Annotated in this window: 15 protein-coding genes; 11 read left to right on the forward strand and 4 right to left on the reverse strand. The window is 63.8% G+C overall.

Features of this window, described 5'->3' with window-relative positions; translation table 11 throughout:
- Positions 1 to 125 precede the first annotated feature (125 nt).
- From WM2015_RS02480 to WM2015_RS02520, 9 genes are all read left to right on the forward strand, one after another.
- On the forward strand, positions 126 to 1775 hold the full coding sequence (locus WM2015_RS02480) for a hypothetical protein (RefSeq protein ID WP_049724552.1): 1650 nt from the start codon (positions 126 to 128) through the stop codon (positions 1773 to 1775).
- Between the two features lie 291 nt (positions 1776 to 2066).
- Positions 2067 to 3422 carry a hypothetical protein gene (locus tag WM2015_RS02485; protein WP_049724553.1) on the forward strand — a complete coding sequence of 452 codons (1356 nt, stop codon included), beginning with the start codon at positions 2067 to 2069 and terminating at the stop codon, positions 3420 to 3422.
- Positions 3423 to 3542: 120 nt separating this feature from the next.
- Positions 3543 to 4508: a peptidylprolyl isomerase gene (locus WM2015_RS02490; RefSeq protein ID WP_049724554.1), complete on the forward strand. Its 966-nt coding sequence runs from the start codon at positions 3543 to 3545 to the stop codon at positions 4506 to 4508.
- A gap of 210 nt (positions 4509 to 4718) precedes the next feature.
- Positions 4719 to 5498 carry an ABC transporter permease gene (locus WM2015_RS02495; RefSeq protein WP_156200764.1) on the forward strand — a complete coding sequence of 260 codons (780 nt, stop codon included), beginning with the start codon at positions 4719 to 4721 and terminating at the stop codon, positions 5496 to 5498.
- Positions 5495 to 6673, forward strand: coding sequence for an ABC transporter ATP-binding protein (locus WM2015_RS02500; RefSeq protein ID WP_049724556.1), 1179 nt, complete (start codon positions 5495 to 5497; stop codon positions 6671 to 6673). The genes WM2015_RS02495 and WM2015_RS02500 overlap by 4 nt, the downstream gene beginning before the upstream one ends.
- Positions 6661 to 7506: a glycosyltransferase family 2 protein gene (locus WM2015_RS02505; RefSeq protein ID WP_049724557.1), complete on the forward strand. Its 846-nt coding sequence runs from the start codon at positions 6661 to 6663 to the stop codon at positions 7504 to 7506. Before WM2015_RS02500 ends, WM2015_RS02505 begins: the two co-directional genes overlap by 13 nt.
- Positions 7507 to 7614: 108 nt before the next feature.
- Positions 7615 to 8466, forward strand: coding sequence for a class I SAM-dependent methyltransferase (locus WM2015_RS02510; RefSeq protein WP_049724558.1), 852 nt, complete (start codon positions 7615 to 7617; stop codon positions 8464 to 8466).
- On the forward strand, positions 8463 to 9356 hold the full coding sequence (locus tag WM2015_RS02515) for a glycosyltransferase family 2 protein (RefSeq protein WP_049724559.1): 894 nt from the start codon (positions 8463 to 8465) through the stop codon (positions 9354 to 9356). Before WM2015_RS02510 ends, WM2015_RS02515 begins: the two co-directional genes overlap by 4 nt.
- Positions 9353 to 10219: an NAD-dependent epimerase/dehydratase family protein gene (locus tag WM2015_RS02520; protein ID WP_049724560.1), complete on the forward strand. Its 867-nt coding sequence runs from the start codon at positions 9353 to 9355 to the stop codon at positions 10217 to 10219. The genes WM2015_RS02515 and WM2015_RS02520 overlap by 4 nt, the downstream gene beginning before the upstream one ends.
- Before the next feature lie 23 nt (positions 10220 to 10242).
- On the opposite strand, the gene WM2015_RS02525 is transcribed toward WM2015_RS02520, so the two are convergent.
- From WM2015_RS02525 to WM2015_RS02540, 4 genes are all read right to left on the reverse strand, one after another.
- On the reverse strand, positions 10243 to 10740 hold the full coding sequence (locus WM2015_RS02525; protein ID WP_156200766.1) for a hypothetical protein: 498 nt from the start codon (positions 10738 to 10740) through the stop codon (positions 10243 to 10245).
- 75 nt (positions 10741 to 10815) lie between these two features.
- Positions 10816 to 12486, reverse strand: a complete 1671-nt coding sequence (gene ettA / locus WM2015_RS02530; protein WP_049724562.1) for an energy-dependent translational throttle protein EttA — start codon at positions 12484 to 12486, stop codon at positions 10816 to 10818.
- Between the two features lie 95 nt (positions 12487 to 12581).
- Complete coding sequence (locus tag WM2015_RS02535) at positions 12582 to 13565, reverse strand: NAD-dependent epimerase/dehydratase family protein (protein ID WP_049724563.1); 984 nt, start codon at positions 13563 to 13565, stop codon at positions 12582 to 12584.
- Positions 13566 to 13685: 120 nt separating this feature from the next.
- A complete protein-coding gene (locus WM2015_RS02540; RefSeq protein WP_049724564.1) occupies positions 13686 to 14327 on the reverse strand; it encodes a lipopolysaccharide kinase InaA family protein in 642 nt (213 codons plus the stop codon).
- Positions 14328 to 14448: 121 nt separating this feature from the next.
- Here WM2015_RS02540 and WM2015_RS02545 point away from each other — a divergent pair, with 121 nt between their 5' ends.
- On the forward strand, positions 14449 to 14766 hold the full coding sequence (locus tag WM2015_RS02545; RefSeq protein WP_049724565.1) for an FmdB family zinc ribbon protein: 318 nt from the start codon (positions 14449 to 14451) through the stop codon (positions 14764 to 14766).
- An 83-nt stretch (positions 14767 to 14849) separates the two neighbouring features.
- On the forward strand, positions 14850 to 16628 hold the full coding sequence (gene aspS / locus WM2015_RS02550) for an aspartate--tRNA ligase (RefSeq protein WP_049724566.1): 1779 nt from the start codon (positions 14850 to 14852) through the stop codon (positions 16626 to 16628).
- The last annotated feature ends 25 nt before the right edge of the window (positions 16629 to 16653 follow it).

Here is a 16653-nt window from a genome sequence, read left to right on the forward strand (position 1 = left end):
CATAGAATTACGCATGCTGGGATGGGCTCGAATGGAGTCGGGTCCATCTCGCGGTGTTTACACAGAGCCCTGTGTCCAACAACTTTAGGAGTGTTGTAATGAAAAGAAATACCTTGACGACCGCAGTGCTGGCGGGTCTGACGGGCATGGCGGGGATGGTCAGCGTTTCCAACGCTGTCAACGTCAACCCGGACGGTCTCGGCCAAGTGCTGATGTTTCCGTATTACACCGCACGCGGTGGTAATGACACGCTGATCTCGATTGTCAACACCACCGAGCGTGGCAAGGCAGTCAAGATTCGTATTCTGGAAGCCCTGAACTCGCGAGAAGTTCTTGACTTCAACATCTACATGTCCGAGTGGGACGTCTGGACCGGCGCCATCACGGCTGCCAGCGACGGTGGCGGCAAGCTGCTGACGTCTGACACCACTTGTACTGCTCCGCGCATCTTCGCTCCGTCTGCCGGTATCGGCACCGACGTGAATGGCGACGGCGTGCCGGACTTCGGCGAGATCGACTTCCTGCCGTTCCAGTACACCCTCGGCAACACCGACTTCGGTCCTCAGGGCGAAGAGCGTAACGCGTCCGGCCACATCGAATTCATCGAAATGGGTACCTTCCTGCCGACGCCGGCTTCGGCTGCCGCAGGTACCGAGCCGTACGTCGCCTGGAGTGCCAAGCACGTCGGTCCGGCCGGTGCTCGTGAGCCGAACCGTTGCGCCACCTTCACCGAACTGTGGGCTCCGGCCAACCCGGGTGCCGTCTGGCGTCTGGGCGACTCGAACTTCGGTTTCGAGCCGGTTGGCGATGACACCCTGGCCACCGGTGGTCTGTTCGGCGCAGCCAGCATCATCAACGTGGCTGAGGGAACCATGTTCTCCTACAACGCCACGGCTGTCGACGCGTTCTGGTCGACCAACCCGCTGGCTGGTGGCGCTCTGCACACCAACCCGGCTAGCCTGCTGCCCTCGCTGGCCAACGGCACCAACCGCACCAGCAACGTCTTCGTGAACGGCGTGGTCCAGACCAACACCTGGCCGGGCACCGTTCCGGTGGCTCCGATCAACGCCACCGTGATGTTCGAAACTCTGATGAACGAGTACAACATCGAAGCTGGCCTGGGCGGTCGTTCCGAGTGGGTCCTGACCTACCCGACCAAGCGTTTCCACACGGACGCTCAGGGTCCGGTCGGTACCGTCGTTCCGAACTCGCCGATTCCGCCGTTCACCAACACCTGGCACCGCACCTCTTCGGGCGCTCTGAACCTGCCGTGTGAAGCTCTGAGCTTCCGCGTCTGGGATCGTGAAGAAACCGAGCCGACCCCGGACATTGGTGAGGTCATCCCGTCTCCGCCGCCGCCGACCGACGCTCCGCAGGTCTTCGAGCTGTGCCGTGAGACGAACGTCGTTCGCTTCACCCTGGATGGTGATCTGCCGGCCGAAACGGAAATCCTGAAGGAGCCGATTCGTGAAGGTGCGTTCGAGCGTCTGAGCTACGCCAACTTCCAGCTGCCGGACGCGTTCCAGGCTGGTTGGGTGCGCTTCGACCTGACCGACGTCCCGACCGGTGCCATCATTGCCCCGGGCGCGAACGATCCGCGTCGTACCACCCCGGCTGACAACGGTGACCAGTTCGAAGGTATGCCGGTCATCGGCTTCTGGGTGAACACGTTCACCAATGGTGCTCTGCCTGGCGGTACGCTCGCCAACTACGGTGGTTCGTTCGACCACCACGGCAGCCGCAGCATTGTGCTGGGCAGTGTCGTGATCCCCTAATCGATAACATCGATTATCAGGATCGATTGCCGCTAGGCAATCAAGAAGGGGCCATCTTCGGGTGGCCCCTTTCTTATTGGGTCAGGGCTTTTTGCCGTGCCCGAACGGAACTTTTACAAGTGCTTTAGGAACAAATGATTTCCGAGGTGCTAAAGTTGCTAGGCGTCTGGGCAGGCCTCGCTCGCCGGACTCTAATTCAATTGGACAGGTAGAGAAATTATGCGTTGCAATGTCAATTCCGCCCTGCTTTGCGCAGCTTTGATTGCGGGTTCATCTCACGGGCTCGCTCAAGTGACCGTGACCCTCCAGGACGGGGCGAACGACCCGGTCGAGGATGTGGTCTGCGACCTGGCCAATCAGGCGTCACTGACGATTTCCCCCGAGACCGGCAACATCAATCTGACCGTCGCGGATCTCGCGAGCTGCCTGGGAACGGCCGACGCATTGAACGTCAGTCAGGTGTTCCTGATTCCGCAGTCTTCGACCACTGCCGGAGATCAGATTCGCGTCATCTGGGCTTCCGTCGGCCCGGACGGCTACACCTGTGCGCCTTCGGCAAGCTCGACCCTTCCGGGCTGGAGTAACGTGTCCTTCGCACAGACCCAGGGGCCTTTCGATTACACGGTCCCGGCAGCAACCGCACAGGGTAACTACACCGTCGGGGTCAGTTGCTCCGATGGTCAGGAGATCGTTGCAGGCCAGGCCGCGTCGATCTTCGTGAACGAGCAGGATCCGGGCGATCCGCCGACGATCAACAGCCTGACCGTGAACGGCAGCAGTTCGGCCACCAGTATTCAGCCAGGTGACACCCTGGCAGTGGCCTGGACGACCAGCAATGCCCAGACCTGTCAGGGCAGCGGTGACTTCCCGAACTGGGCTGGAACCAAGGCTGTCAGCGGAAACCAGCAGATCACGACATTGAGTACGCTGGGTGAGGGCAGCTACACGGTCCGCCTGCAGTGCACGAACGATGCCGGTAGCTCGCAGTTGGTGACGCGTACCGTGAGCGTCAATGCAGCGGCGCCCACCGAGTGTTCGGGTCGTGCGCTGCTCGGCCAGGGCACGCTGTCCAACTGGGCTCGGAAGACGACCGGCAGCAACAGCTGTCTGTGGTCGAATCCGCCGGAAAACCAGCTCGTTCAGACGGCCGATTGCCGGAACTTCGGTGATGTCTGGCCAGCAGTATGGCCCGGCGGCGGGAACGTGTCGCGGAACCTGTTCGTGGCCGGTACCCGTCCGGAGTTCATTGCCATGCAGTTCAACAGCGGGAACATCCCGGCTGGCCAGTCAGGCTCCATCGGTCTCGAGAGTCCTCAGTTCGCCGGGGCCACGGCCGCGTTCAAGATGTGGTCGATCTCTCGTTGCCCGGGTGACTTCAACAAGGATCTGATCGATGCCGAGATGGGGCCGGGTTGTATCCGTCGTGACTCCTTCACCTTCCTGGAAAGCTTCGACTGGGGCGGTGAGGCCTTCAGAACATCGACGAGTCGCTGTGCCCTGGAGCCGAACACGACCTACTACCTCAACCTGATCTGGACCCAGGACGTGGCTGGAACGCCGCCGCAGGACATCACCCAGCATCCGGCCTGCGCCGAGTTCGGCCGCTGCGGTACCAATGCTCTGATGAGCGGCACCTACACGCCGTAACAGTGCGAAGTCCGCTGCAACGCGCCCCAGAGATGGGGCGCGTTTTTTTGTCTGGAAGACAACTTTTTCGAGACTCTGCGGTCAGGGTATATTGATGAATTCACCTGAGGTTTTTGGAAGATGAAGAATCGCCACTCGTTCATTCTGGCCGCCATGGGCCTGCTGTTCACCATGCAGCCCGCGTTGGCCGATGATGGAGCAACGGACGTCTCGGTCCAGTCCAGGTCGATCGAGTTTCGATCGCCGGTGCTGGCGAGGCAGGGCAACGCCCTGGTCACGGCAGCGGAAATGGATGCCTATCTCTCGCGGATTCCGGAGGAGGATCGTCCGGGGTTCCTGCGCAGCAGAGCTCGTCTGGGTACGGCGCTGGAGAACCTGATGCTGCCGCGACTGATCGCTCACGAGGCCGATGAGTCCGGGTTTTCGGAGCGGGTCGACGTCAACGCCATGGCTTATCAGTCGAACGTGGTCCTGATCGCACAGGAGTACATGGACCATCTCTTCCAGAGCCAGGAGCTGGAGACCTATGGGCCCAAGGCGCGCGAGATCTACCTCACCGAACCCGAACTCTTTCGCCTGCCGGAGCGCGTGAGCTTCACGCATATCCTCATTCTCAGTGGGCGCGAGCGCGGAGAACTCGATGCGATGCGCAACATGCTGGATGTCTACGAGCGCCTCTCGGACGATGTCAGCTTCGAGGAGCTCGCCATGGAGTATTCGGAGGACCCGGGGGTCGCGGAGAACAGCGGCAGCTACGTGGCGGTCGACCCCAATAACCTCGATCCTGCGGTGGCGGCCGTGTTGTCGCTGCTGGAGCCCGGGCAGATCTCGGAACCCGTTCGGTCCACCTTCGGCTGGCACATTCTTCGGCTCGACGAAAACGTCGAGGGCGAGATGCTGGACTGGGAGCAGGCTGAGGCACGGGCCCTCGAGCTCGCTCGTTCCCGACACCGCGATCTGCTGTTCGAGCGTCTGGTTCAGCGTCTCCGCAGCGAAATCATGGACACCGATATCGAAGCACTCCAGGCCTATCTCGATTCCAAGGGCGTCGACTGGACCCTGCTCGAGGTGGAACAGGCCGATTGAGCTCCTCCGGCTGCGGGATCAAGCGGTCCCGCAGCCCCTTGTCCCTCCACAGCGAATGGTGAGTGTCGCTGGCCGCTGGCGGGGCAATGATAGAATCTGCGCCCCCAGCGATGTGGCTTCGAGCAAGATGCTTCCGGTCATTCGCTCGATTGATCGAGAACGGATGGGGATTCATGTGAGCGGCTTGGCCGAAGTGCTGGTGACTGGTTGATGGCGATGAAATCCGAGCAATGGGTTTTTCTCACTCTCGTGCAGAGGGAATTGAGAAACCGCTTCATCGGCTCGGCGACCGGCTGGCTCTGGTTGATCCTGACGCCGCTGATGATGCTGGCCGTCTATGCCTTCGTGTTCAGTGTCATATTCCGGGCCCGCGTTCCCGAAGGTCTCGGTGTCCCATTCTGGTCCTGGCTGGCGATAGCCCTCTGGCCCTGGCTGGCCTTTTCCGAAAGTATCCAGCGAAGCCTGGGTGCCATTCGTAGCAATGCCGCACTGTTGACGAAAGTGTCGATCGATCGGCGGCTCTTCGTCACCTCCAGCGTCAGCTCCACCTTTCTTCTGCACGTGGTCGGCTACCTGATCGTTCTGCTTGCGATTCAGTGCTTCGGTGCCAGGCTCGACTGGTTGTCGCTTCCCTATGTGCTGGCCCTGCTGCTGTCGCTGTATCTTTTCGCGCTCGGTCTGAGCTTCATCTGCGCCTCTTCACAGGTGTTCATTCGAGACATCGAACAGTTCGTTCCGACCTTCCTGATGCTCTGGTTCTTCCTGACGCCGATCATCTATGCGTCCGAGATGATTCCCCAGCTCATGCGTGACTGGCTGTGGGTCAATCCCATGACCGTCTGGATGGAGTCCTTCCGCGAGGCCCTGTTCATCGGCAAGCGGCTGCCGGATCTGGCGCTGCTCATGCTGTTCCTCGGAGCAGGCTCCGTCTACCTTCTGGGTCGCGTGATCTTCGATCGACTGGCGCCGAGCTTCGAGGACTTCCTGTGACTCGCTGCCTGCTGGAACTGGATCGCGTCGGCAAGGTGTTTCCACGCACGAACAGTTCCTCGGAGCGCCTATCGGCCTTCTGGTCCCTGCTGCGCGGGCGAGAGAAGGGCAACGGTACACTGGTGCTCGACGAGATCTCCTTCCAGGTCAGACCCGGTGAGTCGATGGGCATCATCGGATCCAATGGTGCAGGCAAGTCCACGCTTCTGAAACTCATCACCGGAGTGCTTGCACCCAGCCGCGGTCGCATCAGCCAGTCCGGCACGAGCGCGGCCCTGCTGGAGTTGGGCGCGGGCTTCGATCCAGAGTACACGGGCCTGGAGAACCTGCGCCTCAACGCCGCCTTGTTCGGTCTCAGCCCGAGTCAGGTCAATGAACGGCTCGACGACATTCTGGGCTTTGCCGACATCGGCGATTCCATCAACGAGCCGGTCAAGCACTACTCCTCGGGCATGGTGGTCCGGCTCGGGTTCGCCATCGTCGCCTCGATTCGGCCGGACCTGTTGATCACCGACGAGGTTCTGGCCGTCGGGGACGAAAGCTTTCAGAAGAAGTGCATTCGCTGGATCGAGGACTATCTGGAAACCGGGGGTACCTTGCTGATGGTGTCCCACAACATGTATCAGGTCCAGAAGCTCTGCCGTCATGCTCTGTGGCTCCAGGATGGCCGTGCACGCGCCCTGGGGGATGTCTTCGATGTGACCCAGGCCTATCTGGCCTGGCACGAGCGCCGCGATGCCGAAGACGTGCAGCGGGCCGCCGGTCATGCCGGTGCTGATCACTACGGTGTCACCGAGCTGGTCATCGAGGGGGCCGAGGACGCCGAGCCCAGACTGGAGATGGGGCAGTCGCTGGCGATCCGTCTGCATCTGCGCTCCCCCGACGGACGCGCGCCGGTCGCCCTGATCGGTCTGGTTCGTGCCGATGGAACCCCGGTCTATGGAGTGGCCAGCGATCACGACGGCGCCGAGGTTCTGGCCGATGAGCGCGGCGGCTTCGTGGCGCGACTACGCTTTCCGAATCTGTCCCTGCTGCCCGGGGGCTACGTGGTTCGCGGCCATGCGATGGATCCCGAAGGTCTTCGGGTTCACGACACGGCCGAACTGCCGTTCACGGTCATGGGCCGTTCGCGGGAACTGGGTCTGGTCCGTCTGGAGCACGAATGGCTGCCATGACGGTCATCGTGGTGCCGGTGTTCAACGCCGCCGAGGAAACCCGGCGATGCCTGGCGGCATTGCAGAACACGATTTCGGACCGCCAGGCGGTGATCGTCATCGATGATGCGTCCACCCAGGCCGAGATCCCGGCTCTGATGGAGACCTTGCCCGATCATTGGGTGCGCGTTCGAAATGAATCCAACGTCGGGTTCGTGGGGACGGCCAACCTGGGCATGGCTCTGGCCAGCCCGGGCAACGTCATTGTCCTGAATTCCGACACGCAGGTGACCAGCGGCTGGCTCGAAGCCATGCTCGAATGTGCCGAAAGCGATCCGGACATCGCGTCCATCACGCCCTTGAGCAACAACGCCGAGATTGCCTCCATTCCCGAGTTCTGCCAAGCCAATCCCTGGCCTGCGGATCCGGAGCGCTGGGCTCGAGCCTGCGCGGAATCCGGCCCTGGCGAGTATCCGGAGGTTCCCACCGGCGTCGGCTTCTGCATGTTTCTTCGTCGTCGTTGCCTGGATGCCATCGGAAGCTTCGATGAATCCGCCTTCGGTCGCGGTTACGGCGAGGAAAACGACTGGTGCATGCGAGCGATCGAGGCTGGTTGGCGACACGTGCTCTGCGACAAGGCCTACGTCGCGCACGCGGGCAATGCGAGTTTCGGACCGCTCGGTCTCAAGCCCGGCGGCCAGGCCATGGACAGGCTGCTGCAGCGCCACCCCCGCTATCTCGAGCAGGTGCAGGCCTTCATCCAGCGTGACCCCATGCGCTCCCGGCGAGAGCGCATCTTGGCGTGTTTCCAGGCTCTCGATCCGGGCGATTCGCCGCTGGACGCGTCCGCCTGATTCGAGCCTCCTCGGCCAGGCCTGCTTGCCTTGCCCGTGCTTGGATCCAGGCGGCCAAGGGGTGGTTTGCTAGAATGCGGGGCTTGATTTCCGCCCCTGGAATGACTGATGGACGAATCCCAAGAACTGGAGTTTACCGGTGAGCGTTTCACGCCCGAGTGTGTTCGTGAAATGGCCTATGAGCACTGGCACCGGTATGCCTGGGCCACTCCGTTGTGCAAGGGAAAGCGGGTCCTGGACGCAGCCTGTGGCGAGGGCTACGGCAGTCAGCTGCTCAGCAGCAGCGCAGAGCATGTGATCGGGGTCGATCTGAGCGAAGCCGCGATTTCCCACGCTCGTTCCAAGTACCGGGCCTCCAATCTGGAGTTCCACGCGGCGGATGTGACGCGTCTGCCGCTGCCGGATGATTCCGTCGACGTGGTGGTTTCCTTCGAGACCCTCGAGCACCTGTCGGCTCAGGACGAAATGCTGGCTGAATTCCGGCGAGTCCTGCGCCAGGACGGCTGTCTGCTGATCTCCTCGCCCGACCGAAAGACCTACAGCGATGAGCGCGAGTACGACAATCCCTTTCACGTCCGCGAACTCTATCGCGATGAGTTCGAAGCCCTGCTGGCGCGCCATTTCCCTGCCTATCGACTGTTCGGACAGAAGCTGATGTTCGTCTCGGCGCTCTGGGATCTGGCCCGAGGCGGTGAGGCCATCGTCCATACGGACCATGGTGGTCGCGTCGAGCACAGCGAAACGCCGCCTTTCCCGCCCCTTTACTTCCTCGCCCTGGCCGGCGCCAGCGTCGAGCAGCTGCCGGAGCTGCCCTCCGTGTCGCTCTACTCCGACGCGCAGGAATCGGTCTATGAGCACTACAACGATGAAATCCGGAAACACATCCGTGCCGGCCAGCTCCTGGCAGAACGTGATGCCGAAATCGAGCGCTTGAGGGCCTTGCTGGAGCAGGCCGGTTGACGACCGAAGCCACGCCGCTTCATCCAGCGAGAAGCTCCCGTCTTCGGGCGCTGGAGCGGGTCTGCGTACTGATCGTGAACTACAACTCCGGTCAGTGGCTGGGACGGAGCATCCGGGCCCTCAAGGGCAAGGCCGGCCGCCTTCCGATGATCCGCGTGCTCGACAATGCGTCCAGTGACACCAGCGCCAGCGATCTGGACGAGGTTCCAGGGCTGGAATTGATCCGCTCCGACCGTAACCTGGGTTTCGGCCCCGGAATCAACGCGCTGGCGCGGGGCGTCGAGCAGGACTACCTGCTGATCCTGAATCCGGATTGCCTGTTGGCCGTCGAAGGCCTCGAGCGTCTCATCGCCGAACTGGACGGACATCCCGAAGCCGCCCTGTGTTCGGGGCGTATCTTCGACATGAGCGGCAACGAGCAACGCGGCAGTCGGCGGCAACTGCCCAATCCGGATCGCCTCCGTAACGAAGTGCTCAGATTCCACTTCGGGGCGGGGGTCGACCTGACGCATCTGCCCCCGCCCGATCGACCCTGCGAGGTCGAGGCTGTGTCGGGTGCCTGCATGCTGATCCGCCGTTCGAGCTTCGAGGCCCTCGACGGGTTCGACCCCGGTTTTCCGATGCATTTCGAGGACCTCGATCTCATGGCGCGCCTGCTGGAAGCCGGCGATCGGATTCGTCTCGTCCCGGATGTGGCCATTTCGCACGCCGGTGGCGTGTCCTCCCGCCACCGCCCCTTCAGGGTCGAATACGACAAGCACCGCGGGCTGTGGCGGTTTCTCGGCAAGCATTGCAGGGATCAGTGGCCGACCTGGTCGCGACCGCTCTGGGCGCTTGCCATCGGCCTGCATCTGCTCCTGATCGCGCCGGCCACCCTGTGGCGACGATGAGCAGTTCCCCGACCGTGTTGCTGCTCGGAGCCAGTGGCCCGTGCGGCCAGGCCTTCATCCAGCGCATGGAAGGGCGAGGGGTGAGTCTGATCGCGGTGTCACGCCGTCCGCCGGCGCGGACCTCGGCGCACGTGCTGTGGTTGCAGCAGGACCTCGATCTCGAGCCGGTGTCGATGGAGGCGAGCGTGCTGGTCAGTGCGGGCCCTCTGATTCACGCGCTCAGGCAGGTCGAAGCAGGGACTCGCCTCGGTCGAGTGGTGGCCTTGAGCTCCGCCAGTACCCTGTTCAAATCCGACTCGAGGGATCCGGAGGAGCGGGCGCTCATGCAGCGTCTGATCGATCAGGAGGACGCACTCGCGCTGGCCTGCGAGCAACGCGATATCCGGCTCACGCTGCTCAAGCCCACGCTGATCTACGGTGGGGACAGCTCGAGCAATGTCGGCCGCGTCAGCGGTCTGGCGGCCAGGCTGCCGGTGCTGCCCTACTGTGGCCGAGGCCTGCGGCACCCGGTGCACGCCAGCGACCTTGCCGAACTCATGGAGCGCTGTCTGGTCCTGGGGGATGCGGCGGAGGGGCGCTGGTTGCTCGGCGGCGGTGAGACGATCGAATACCCGACGATGCTCAGACGGATGGCCGCGTCGACCGGGTCTCAGCCCCGGCTGCTCCGGGTTCCGCTCTGGCTGATGCGCCTGGCGCTGGCGTCGGCCCATGGCTGCGGCCGACTGCGTGATCTCAAGGCGGTGATGCTGATGCGACAGGGCGTCGATCTGGTCGTCGACGATACACCCGCTCGCCGCCAGCTCGGCTGGTCTCCTCGCCGGTTCCTGCCCGGGGTGTCCGGGCAGTCCGGAAACTCGGTTTGAGATCGGCCGACCCGATCAGGCGATCACCATTCGCGGCGCACGGCCTGTTCGATGATCTCCTCTGCGGTCAATCCGTCCAGGGAGCGATAGAAATCTGCCAGTGAACCTCCGCTCATGCTGAAGTTCCGACGGTATCGGATGGCCGCGTCCAGGCTCTGGTACTGGGCCGCAGAGGTGTCGGCGGCGATCATCTCGAGGCTCGCGGCGAAGGCTTCGGGGCTCGAGCCATCCACGATAAAGGTCAGCCCATAACCTTCGCTGTCCAGTTCGCCGACCAGGCTAGGAATCTGCCGGGCGGGGTCGACTCGCGTCCCACGGGCTCGCGATTCCTCGGCGGACTGTTCGCTTTCCGCTTCGTCTCCGACCGCAGGCTCCGGTGCTTCGGCGCGCTGCGTGCGGGCGCTGGCTGCGCTCTCGGCCGGGCTGGATTCCTGCGCGGGTTCCGGCGTGCGAGCGGTTTCGTTGGATTGACACGCGGTCAGCGCAAGGGCGACCACGACGATGAATGAAAGAAGGCGCATGCTCTTGTTCCTCAGGATACAGATGCTCATTAGTCCAGAATTGCGACGATCAGTTCAAGTGATTTGCCTGCTTGTTCAGGATTTCAGCTTCTTGTACTTCAGGCGATGCGGCCCCGCCTGATCGCCGCGCCGGCGCTTCAGGTCGGCTTCGTAGTCCGAGAAATTCCCCTCGAACCACTCGACGTGGGAGTCCCCTTCGAAGGCCAGCACGTGGGTGGCGATCCGGTCCAGGAACCAGCGATCATGCGAGATCACCAGAGCGCAACCGGGGAAGGCCAGCAGGCCTTCTTCCAGGGCGCGCAGGGTCTCGACGTCAAGGTCGTTGGTCGGCTCGTCGAGCAGCAGGACGTTGCCGCCCTGGCGCAGGGTCTTGGCCAGGTGAACGCGGTTGCGCTCACCACCCGAGAGTTGGCCCACGCGCTTCTGCTGCTCCGAGCCCTTGAAGTTGAAGCGGCTGGCATAGGCACGTGCGGGAATCCGGTAGTTGCCGACCGCGATCTCTTCGGCTCCGTCGGAGATTTCCTCCCAGACCTGGCGGTTGTCGTCCAGGCTGTCGCGGCGCTGGTCGACGTAGGCCAGTTCGACCGTCTCCCCGACGCGGACCGAGCCCTGGTCGGGCTGCTCGACGCCGGCGATCATCTTGAACAGGGTGGACTTGCCGGCACCGTTGCCGCCGATGATGCCGACGATGGCGCCGGGCGGGATCTTGAAACTCAGGTCCTCGATCAGCAGTGCATCACCAAAGCCCTTGTAGACGCCGTCGAGCTCGATCACCTGGTCGCCGAGGCGCGGGCCGGGCGGGATGTAGATCTGCCGGGTCTCGTTGCGGCTCTGGAACTCCTTGGAATTGAGCTCCTCGAACTGCTTCAGGCGCGCCTTGCTCTTGGCCTGGCGACCCTTGGGATTGGCGCGCACCCATTCGAGCTCGGACTTTATCATCTTCTGGCGCGCGGCTTCCTGCTTCTCTTCGATGGCCAGGCGCTGTTCCTTCTGCTCCAGCCAGGACGTGTAGTTGCCCTCATAGGGCAGGCCATGGCCACGGTCCATCTCCAGGATCCAGCCGGCGACGTTGTCGAGGAAGTAGCGGTCATGGGTCACGGCCATGACCGTGCCCGGAAAGTCGTCGAGAAAGCGCTCCAGCCAGGCCACCGATTCGGCGTCGAGGTGGTTGGTCGGCTCGTCGAGGAGCAGCATGTCGGGCTTGGACAGAAGCAGGCGGCACAAAGCGACGCGGCGACGCTCACCCCCCGACAGCACCTTGATCTCGCTGTCCCAGGCCGGCAGGCGCAGGGCATCGGCGGCGACTTCCAGGGTGCGGTCCAGCTCCCAGCCGCCGACGGCATCGATCTTGTCCTGGAGCTCGGCCTGTTCGGCCAGCAGCTCGGTCATCTCGTCATCTTCCATCGGCTCGGCGAAGCGGTCGGAGATCGCGTTGAAGCGGTCGAGGAGGGACTGGACTTCGCCCACGCCCTGCATCACGGCCTCGCGCACGGTCAGGTCTTCGGGCAACTCCGGCTCCTGCGGAAGGTAGCCGATGCGGATGCCGGGCTGCGGCCTGGCTTCACCGTCGAATTCCTTGTCGACGCCGGCCATGATCCGCAGCACGGTGGATTTGCCGGCGCCGTTCAGGCCCAGGACGCCGATCTTGGCGCCGGGGAAGAAGGACAGGGACACGTCCTTGATCAGCGTGCGATTGGGGGGCACCACCTTGGAGACGCGGTGCATCGTGTAAACGTACTGGGCCATGGTATTGAAAGAACTCGTGGGTCGAATCGAAAGAAGATGGGGATTGTAGCCGCTGGACAAAAGCGCCAGCCCGCATCATTCGTGATTGATGTGGGCTAGTGGGCCAGGCTCGAACGCAAGCGCTCCAGTCCCTGCTCGATGCTGACGGCGGGCTCGTAGCCCAGGTCGCGACGGGCCGCCGACAGGTCATACCAGTGCGCCGTGGACAGGTGTTCGACGACGAAGCGGGACAGCGGCGGGTCGCTGCGTCGACGGCTCAATCTCCACAGGCCTTCGACGAGTGCGGCGACGGCCATGGCCAGGCGCGGCGAGACCGTGCCCAGGCGCGGCGTTTCGCCTGCGGCTTCGAGCAGTCTGGTGATGATTTCGCCTGCGGCCAGGGGTTCGCCGTTGGAAATGAAATAGGCCTTGCCGGCCGCGCTGGCCCGGCCGCGCAGATTGTCCAGCGCCAGCAGGTGAGCGGCGGCGGCATTGTCGATGTAGACCGTGTCGATCTTCTTGTCCGGGCCCGGCAGGCGCAGGCGCCCGGCCCGGTTCTTCTCGATCAGTCGCGGCAGGAGCTGGTTGTCGCCCGGCCCCCAGATCAGATGGGGCCGCAGCGCGCAGGTCTTCAGGCCTTCGCCGTTGGCGGCCAGGACCAGGCGCTCGGCGCGGGCCTTGGTCTCGGGGTAGGGCGCCTGGAAATGCGTCGGGTAGGGAAGGGACTCGTCGCCACCTTCGATATCGCCACCCCCATGCACCACGCTGGGCGAGGAGGTGTGGACCAGGTAGGGCACCGAGTGGCGTCGGCAGGCCTGCAGCACGTTCTCCGTGCCGGTGACGTTGGCGGCCTCGTAGTCCGGTGCATAAAGACCGGGTCCGGCCTTGGCGGCGACGTGGATGACGGCGTCGACCCCGGCCACGGCGACGTCGACCGCCCCGGCATCGGCCAGGTCGCCGCGTCGGCAGTCGACGCCGAGCCGGGCGAGCTCCGGGTAGTCGGAACGGTTGATGACGCGCACGGCGTCGCCGCGATCGAGCAGCTGGCGAACGATGGCCTGGCCGAGAAAGCCGCCGCCGCCGGTGACCAGAATCTTCATGCGTGTTCAGCTTGCTGAGACAGGCCGGGCAGTATCGGCTCTGGCCCGGTTTTGTTCAAGAAGTGGAGCGGTGCTGGTGGCTGCCCATGGGCAGGTCGGCCGCTTGATCGCTTCGATCGCTCAGCCGCCTCTCCGCCATCGACCGAGCCAGTGTTCGATGCGGGTGCGGCGAAACAGGGCGGCGTCGCGCTCGCTCAGCTCCGTGTAGCCGCCGTACTTGAGTTTGATCCAGGCGTTCAGGTCGGTCTGGCGCATGAGCTCGAACAGGCGGTGATTGATGGGCCGACTCCCGTCCTTTCTGAGAGTGGCCGTGCCGAAATCGAGGATGATCGGTCGGCCCTGAGCGTCGACCAGCAGGTTGGCCTTGCGCTTGAGGTCGCCGTGCGCAACGCCGCGGGCATGCATGGTCCGGATGAGGCTCAGCAGGCGCTCGAAGAAGGGATCATCACGATCCAGGCCGGCCTCGCGCAGCGGCGTACCCGGAATGAAATCCAGCACCAGGCGGTCACCCGGGTACAGGCCGTGACAACGCGGAAAGCCTGCAAGGCCGTCCAGTCGTCGATAGGCCCGGTATTCGTGGCGCAGGCCGGCGGCGCGCAGGGTCCAGGCCAGTCCCCGGCCCTTGGGTTGCTTGATGGCCAGGTCCCGCCCGTCGATCCTGAAGCGCCGGACCTCGCCCTGGTTGGACTCGGCCAGCGGCTCCCCTTGCGAGAAATCCAGACCGTCGAGCAGGTCGTCCAGGGCATCGGAATCGGTCGGCATTGGCGTGTCGAGGGTCGGTCAGCGCGATTTTTCTGGCAAAATGGGGGGTTGGAGGCTCGAATTGCCTCGCTCCGGCCCCAAATATAGCCGAACCGTTTGGACCTCATCCAGGAATCAAGCCATGCCGATCTACGAATATCAATGCAAGGCCTGTGGCCACGAGCTTGAAAAGCTGCAGAAGTTGTCCGATGCGCCGCTGACCGATTGCCCGGCCTGCCACAAGGCCGAGCTGGTCAAGAAGATTTCGGCCGCCGGTTTCCGTCTCAAGGGCGGTGGCTGGTACGAGACCGATTTCAAGAAGGATGGCAAGCGCAATCTTGCCGGCGACGGCAGTGCGTCGGAATCCTCGTCGAGCAGCAAGGCGGATTCATCCTCCGCGGGCAAGACGGATTCGGCCAGCAGCACCAGCAAGACCAGCGGATCCGACAAGGCCGCTTGACGATGCCGCGTGGGTCGGTGCGTTCCGGCCCGCGCATTCCTCCAGATCAGGTTCCCACTCTTTCATTCCAAGACACGACAGTCATGCGCACTCATCTCTGCGGCAACATCAATGAATCCCACGACGGGCAGACCGTCAGCCTCTGCGGTTGGGTCACCCGCGCCCGCGATCTCGGCGGGCTGATCTTCATCGGCCTGCGCGACCACGCCGGCGTCCTCCAGGTGGTGGTCGAGCCGGACAACGAGATCGCTTTCCCGGTGGCCGAGAAGCTGCGCAACGAATACTGCATCCGGGTCAGCGGCAAGGTGCGTCTGCGCCCCGAAAGTCAGTGGAACCCGGACATGAAGACCGGCAAGGTCGAGCTGCTTGCCGATACGGTGGAATTGCTCAATGCCAGCGCGCCGCTGCCGCTGCTGATGACCGACGAAGACGGCGAGGAAGTGCGTCTGAAGTACCGCTATCTCGATCTCCGGCGTGAGCGCATGCAGCGCAATCTGCGCCTGCGCGCGCGTCTGACCGGAGCCATCCGTCGTTACCTGGAGGGCCATGGTTTCGTCGACACGGAAACGCCGATCCTGACCAAGGCCACGCCCGAAGGTGCCCGCGACTACCTGGTGCCCAGTCGCGTGCATCCGGGCAGCTTCTTCGCCCTGCCGCAGTCTCCGCAGATCTTCAAGCAGCTGCTGATGATGAGTGGCCTGGACCGCTATTACCAGATCGCCCGCTGCTTCCGTGACGAGGACCTGCGCGCCGACCGCCAGCCCGAGTTCACCCAGCTCGATCTGGAGATGTCCTTCGTCGAGGAGTCCGACGTGCAGGCGATTGCCGAGGGCATGGTGCGCACGGTCTTCCGCGAGGTACTGGATGTCGAGCTGCCGGGTCCGTTTCCGCGCATGAGCTGGCACGAGGCGATGCGTCGATTCGGCTCGGACAAGCCGGATCTGCGCATTCCCCTGGAGCTGGTGACGATCTGCGATCAGGTCCGCCACGTGGAATTCCAGGTGTTCTCGGGGCCGGCCAACGATCCGGGCTCGCGGGTGGCGGCGCTGCGCGCACCGGGCGGTGCCAACCTCAGCCGCAAGCAGATCGACGAGTACGCAGCCCTGACCGCCAAGTACGGTGCCAAGGGCCTGGCCTGGATGAAGGTCAACGACCGTTCCGCCGGCGTCGAGGGCGTGCAGTCGCCGATCGCCAAGTTCCTCGACGAGGCGGCGATCACGGGCATTCTCGAGGCCACGGACGCCGAAACCGGCGATCTGCTGTTCTTCGGGGCGGGTCCGAAAGCGACCGTGGCCGCCTTCATGGGTGCGCTGCGCCTGGCCGTGGGCCGCGACTTCGATCTGGTCGAAGCGGGCTGGCGCCCGCTCTGGGTCGTCGACTTCCCGATGTTCGAATTCGATGCCGAGGACGATCGCTACTACGCCCTGCATCATCCCTTCACCGCGCCGGCCACGCCGGACGCCGAGGCCCTTCGCGCCGACCCGGCCAATGCCATGTCGCGGGGCTATGACCTGGTGCTCAACGGCTCGGAAATCGGGGGAGGCTCGATTCGTATCCACGATCCCTCCCTGCAGCAGGCGGTCTTCGACCTGCTCGGCATCGACGAGGAAGAGGCCGGCAAGCGCTTCGGCTTCCTGCTCGAGGCGCTGCGTTACGGCTGCCCGCCGCACGGGGGCATCGCTTTCGGCATCGATCGCATCGCGGCCCTGATGGCCGGGGAGGACTCGATCCGTGAAGTCATCGCCTTCCCCAAGACCGCCTCGGCGATCTGTCCGCTGACCAGCGCGCCGGCACCGGTGGACGCAGCGCAGCTCGACGAACTGGGCATTGCGGTGCCCGAAAAGGCGTCTGCGGCCGAGTAAGGTCGAGCAGGCAATCCGGGACCGC

Origin of the sequence: Wenzhouxiangella marina, assembly GCF_001187785.1 — a bacterium.
Classification (GTDB): Bacteria; Pseudomonadota; Gammaproteobacteria; order Xanthomonadales; family Wenzhouxiangellaceae; genus Wenzhouxiangella; species Wenzhouxiangella marina.

Coding starts and splice junctions, on each gene's coding strand:
- aspS (WP_049724566.1), top strand. CDS start 14,850: ATGCGCACTCATCTCTGCGGCAACATCAATGAATCCCACGACGGGCAG.
- WM2015_RS02545 (WP_049724565.1), top strand. CDS start 14,449: ATGCCGATCTACGAATATCAATGCAAGGCCTGTGGCCACGAGCTTGAA.
- WM2015_RS02510 (WP_049724558.1), top strand. CDS start 7,615: ATGGACGAATCCCAAGAACTGGAGTTTACCGGTGAGCGTTTCACGCCC.
- WM2015_RS02535 (WP_049724563.1), bottom strand. CDS start 13,565: ATGAAGATTCTGGTCACCGGCGGCGGCGGCTTTCTCGGCCAGGCCATC.
- WM2015_RS02505 (WP_049724557.1), top strand. CDS start 6,661: ATGGCTGCCATGACGGTCATCGTGGTGCCGGTGTTCAACGCCGCCGAG.
- WM2015_RS02525 (WP_156200766.1), bottom strand. CDS start 10,740: ATGCGCCTTCTTTCATTCATCGTCGTGGTCGCCCTTGCGCTGACCGCG.
- WM2015_RS02540 (WP_049724564.1), bottom strand. CDS start 14,327: ATGCCGACCGATTCCGATGCCCTGGACGACCTGCTCGACGGTCTGGAT.
- WM2015_RS02520 (WP_049724560.1), top strand. CDS start 9,353: ATGAGCAGTTCCCCGACCGTGTTGCTGCTCGGAGCCAGTGGCCCGTGC.
- ettA (WP_049724562.1), bottom strand. CDS start 12,486: ATGGCCCAGTACGTTTACACGATGCACCGCGTCTCCAAGGTGGTGCCC.
- WM2015_RS02495 (WP_156200764.1), top strand. CDS start 4,719: ATGGCGATGAAATCCGAGCAATGGGTTTTTCTCACTCTCGTGCAGAGG.
- WM2015_RS02490 (WP_049724554.1), top strand. CDS start 3,543: ATGAAGAATCGCCACTCGTTCATTCTGGCCGCCATGGGCCTGCTGTTC.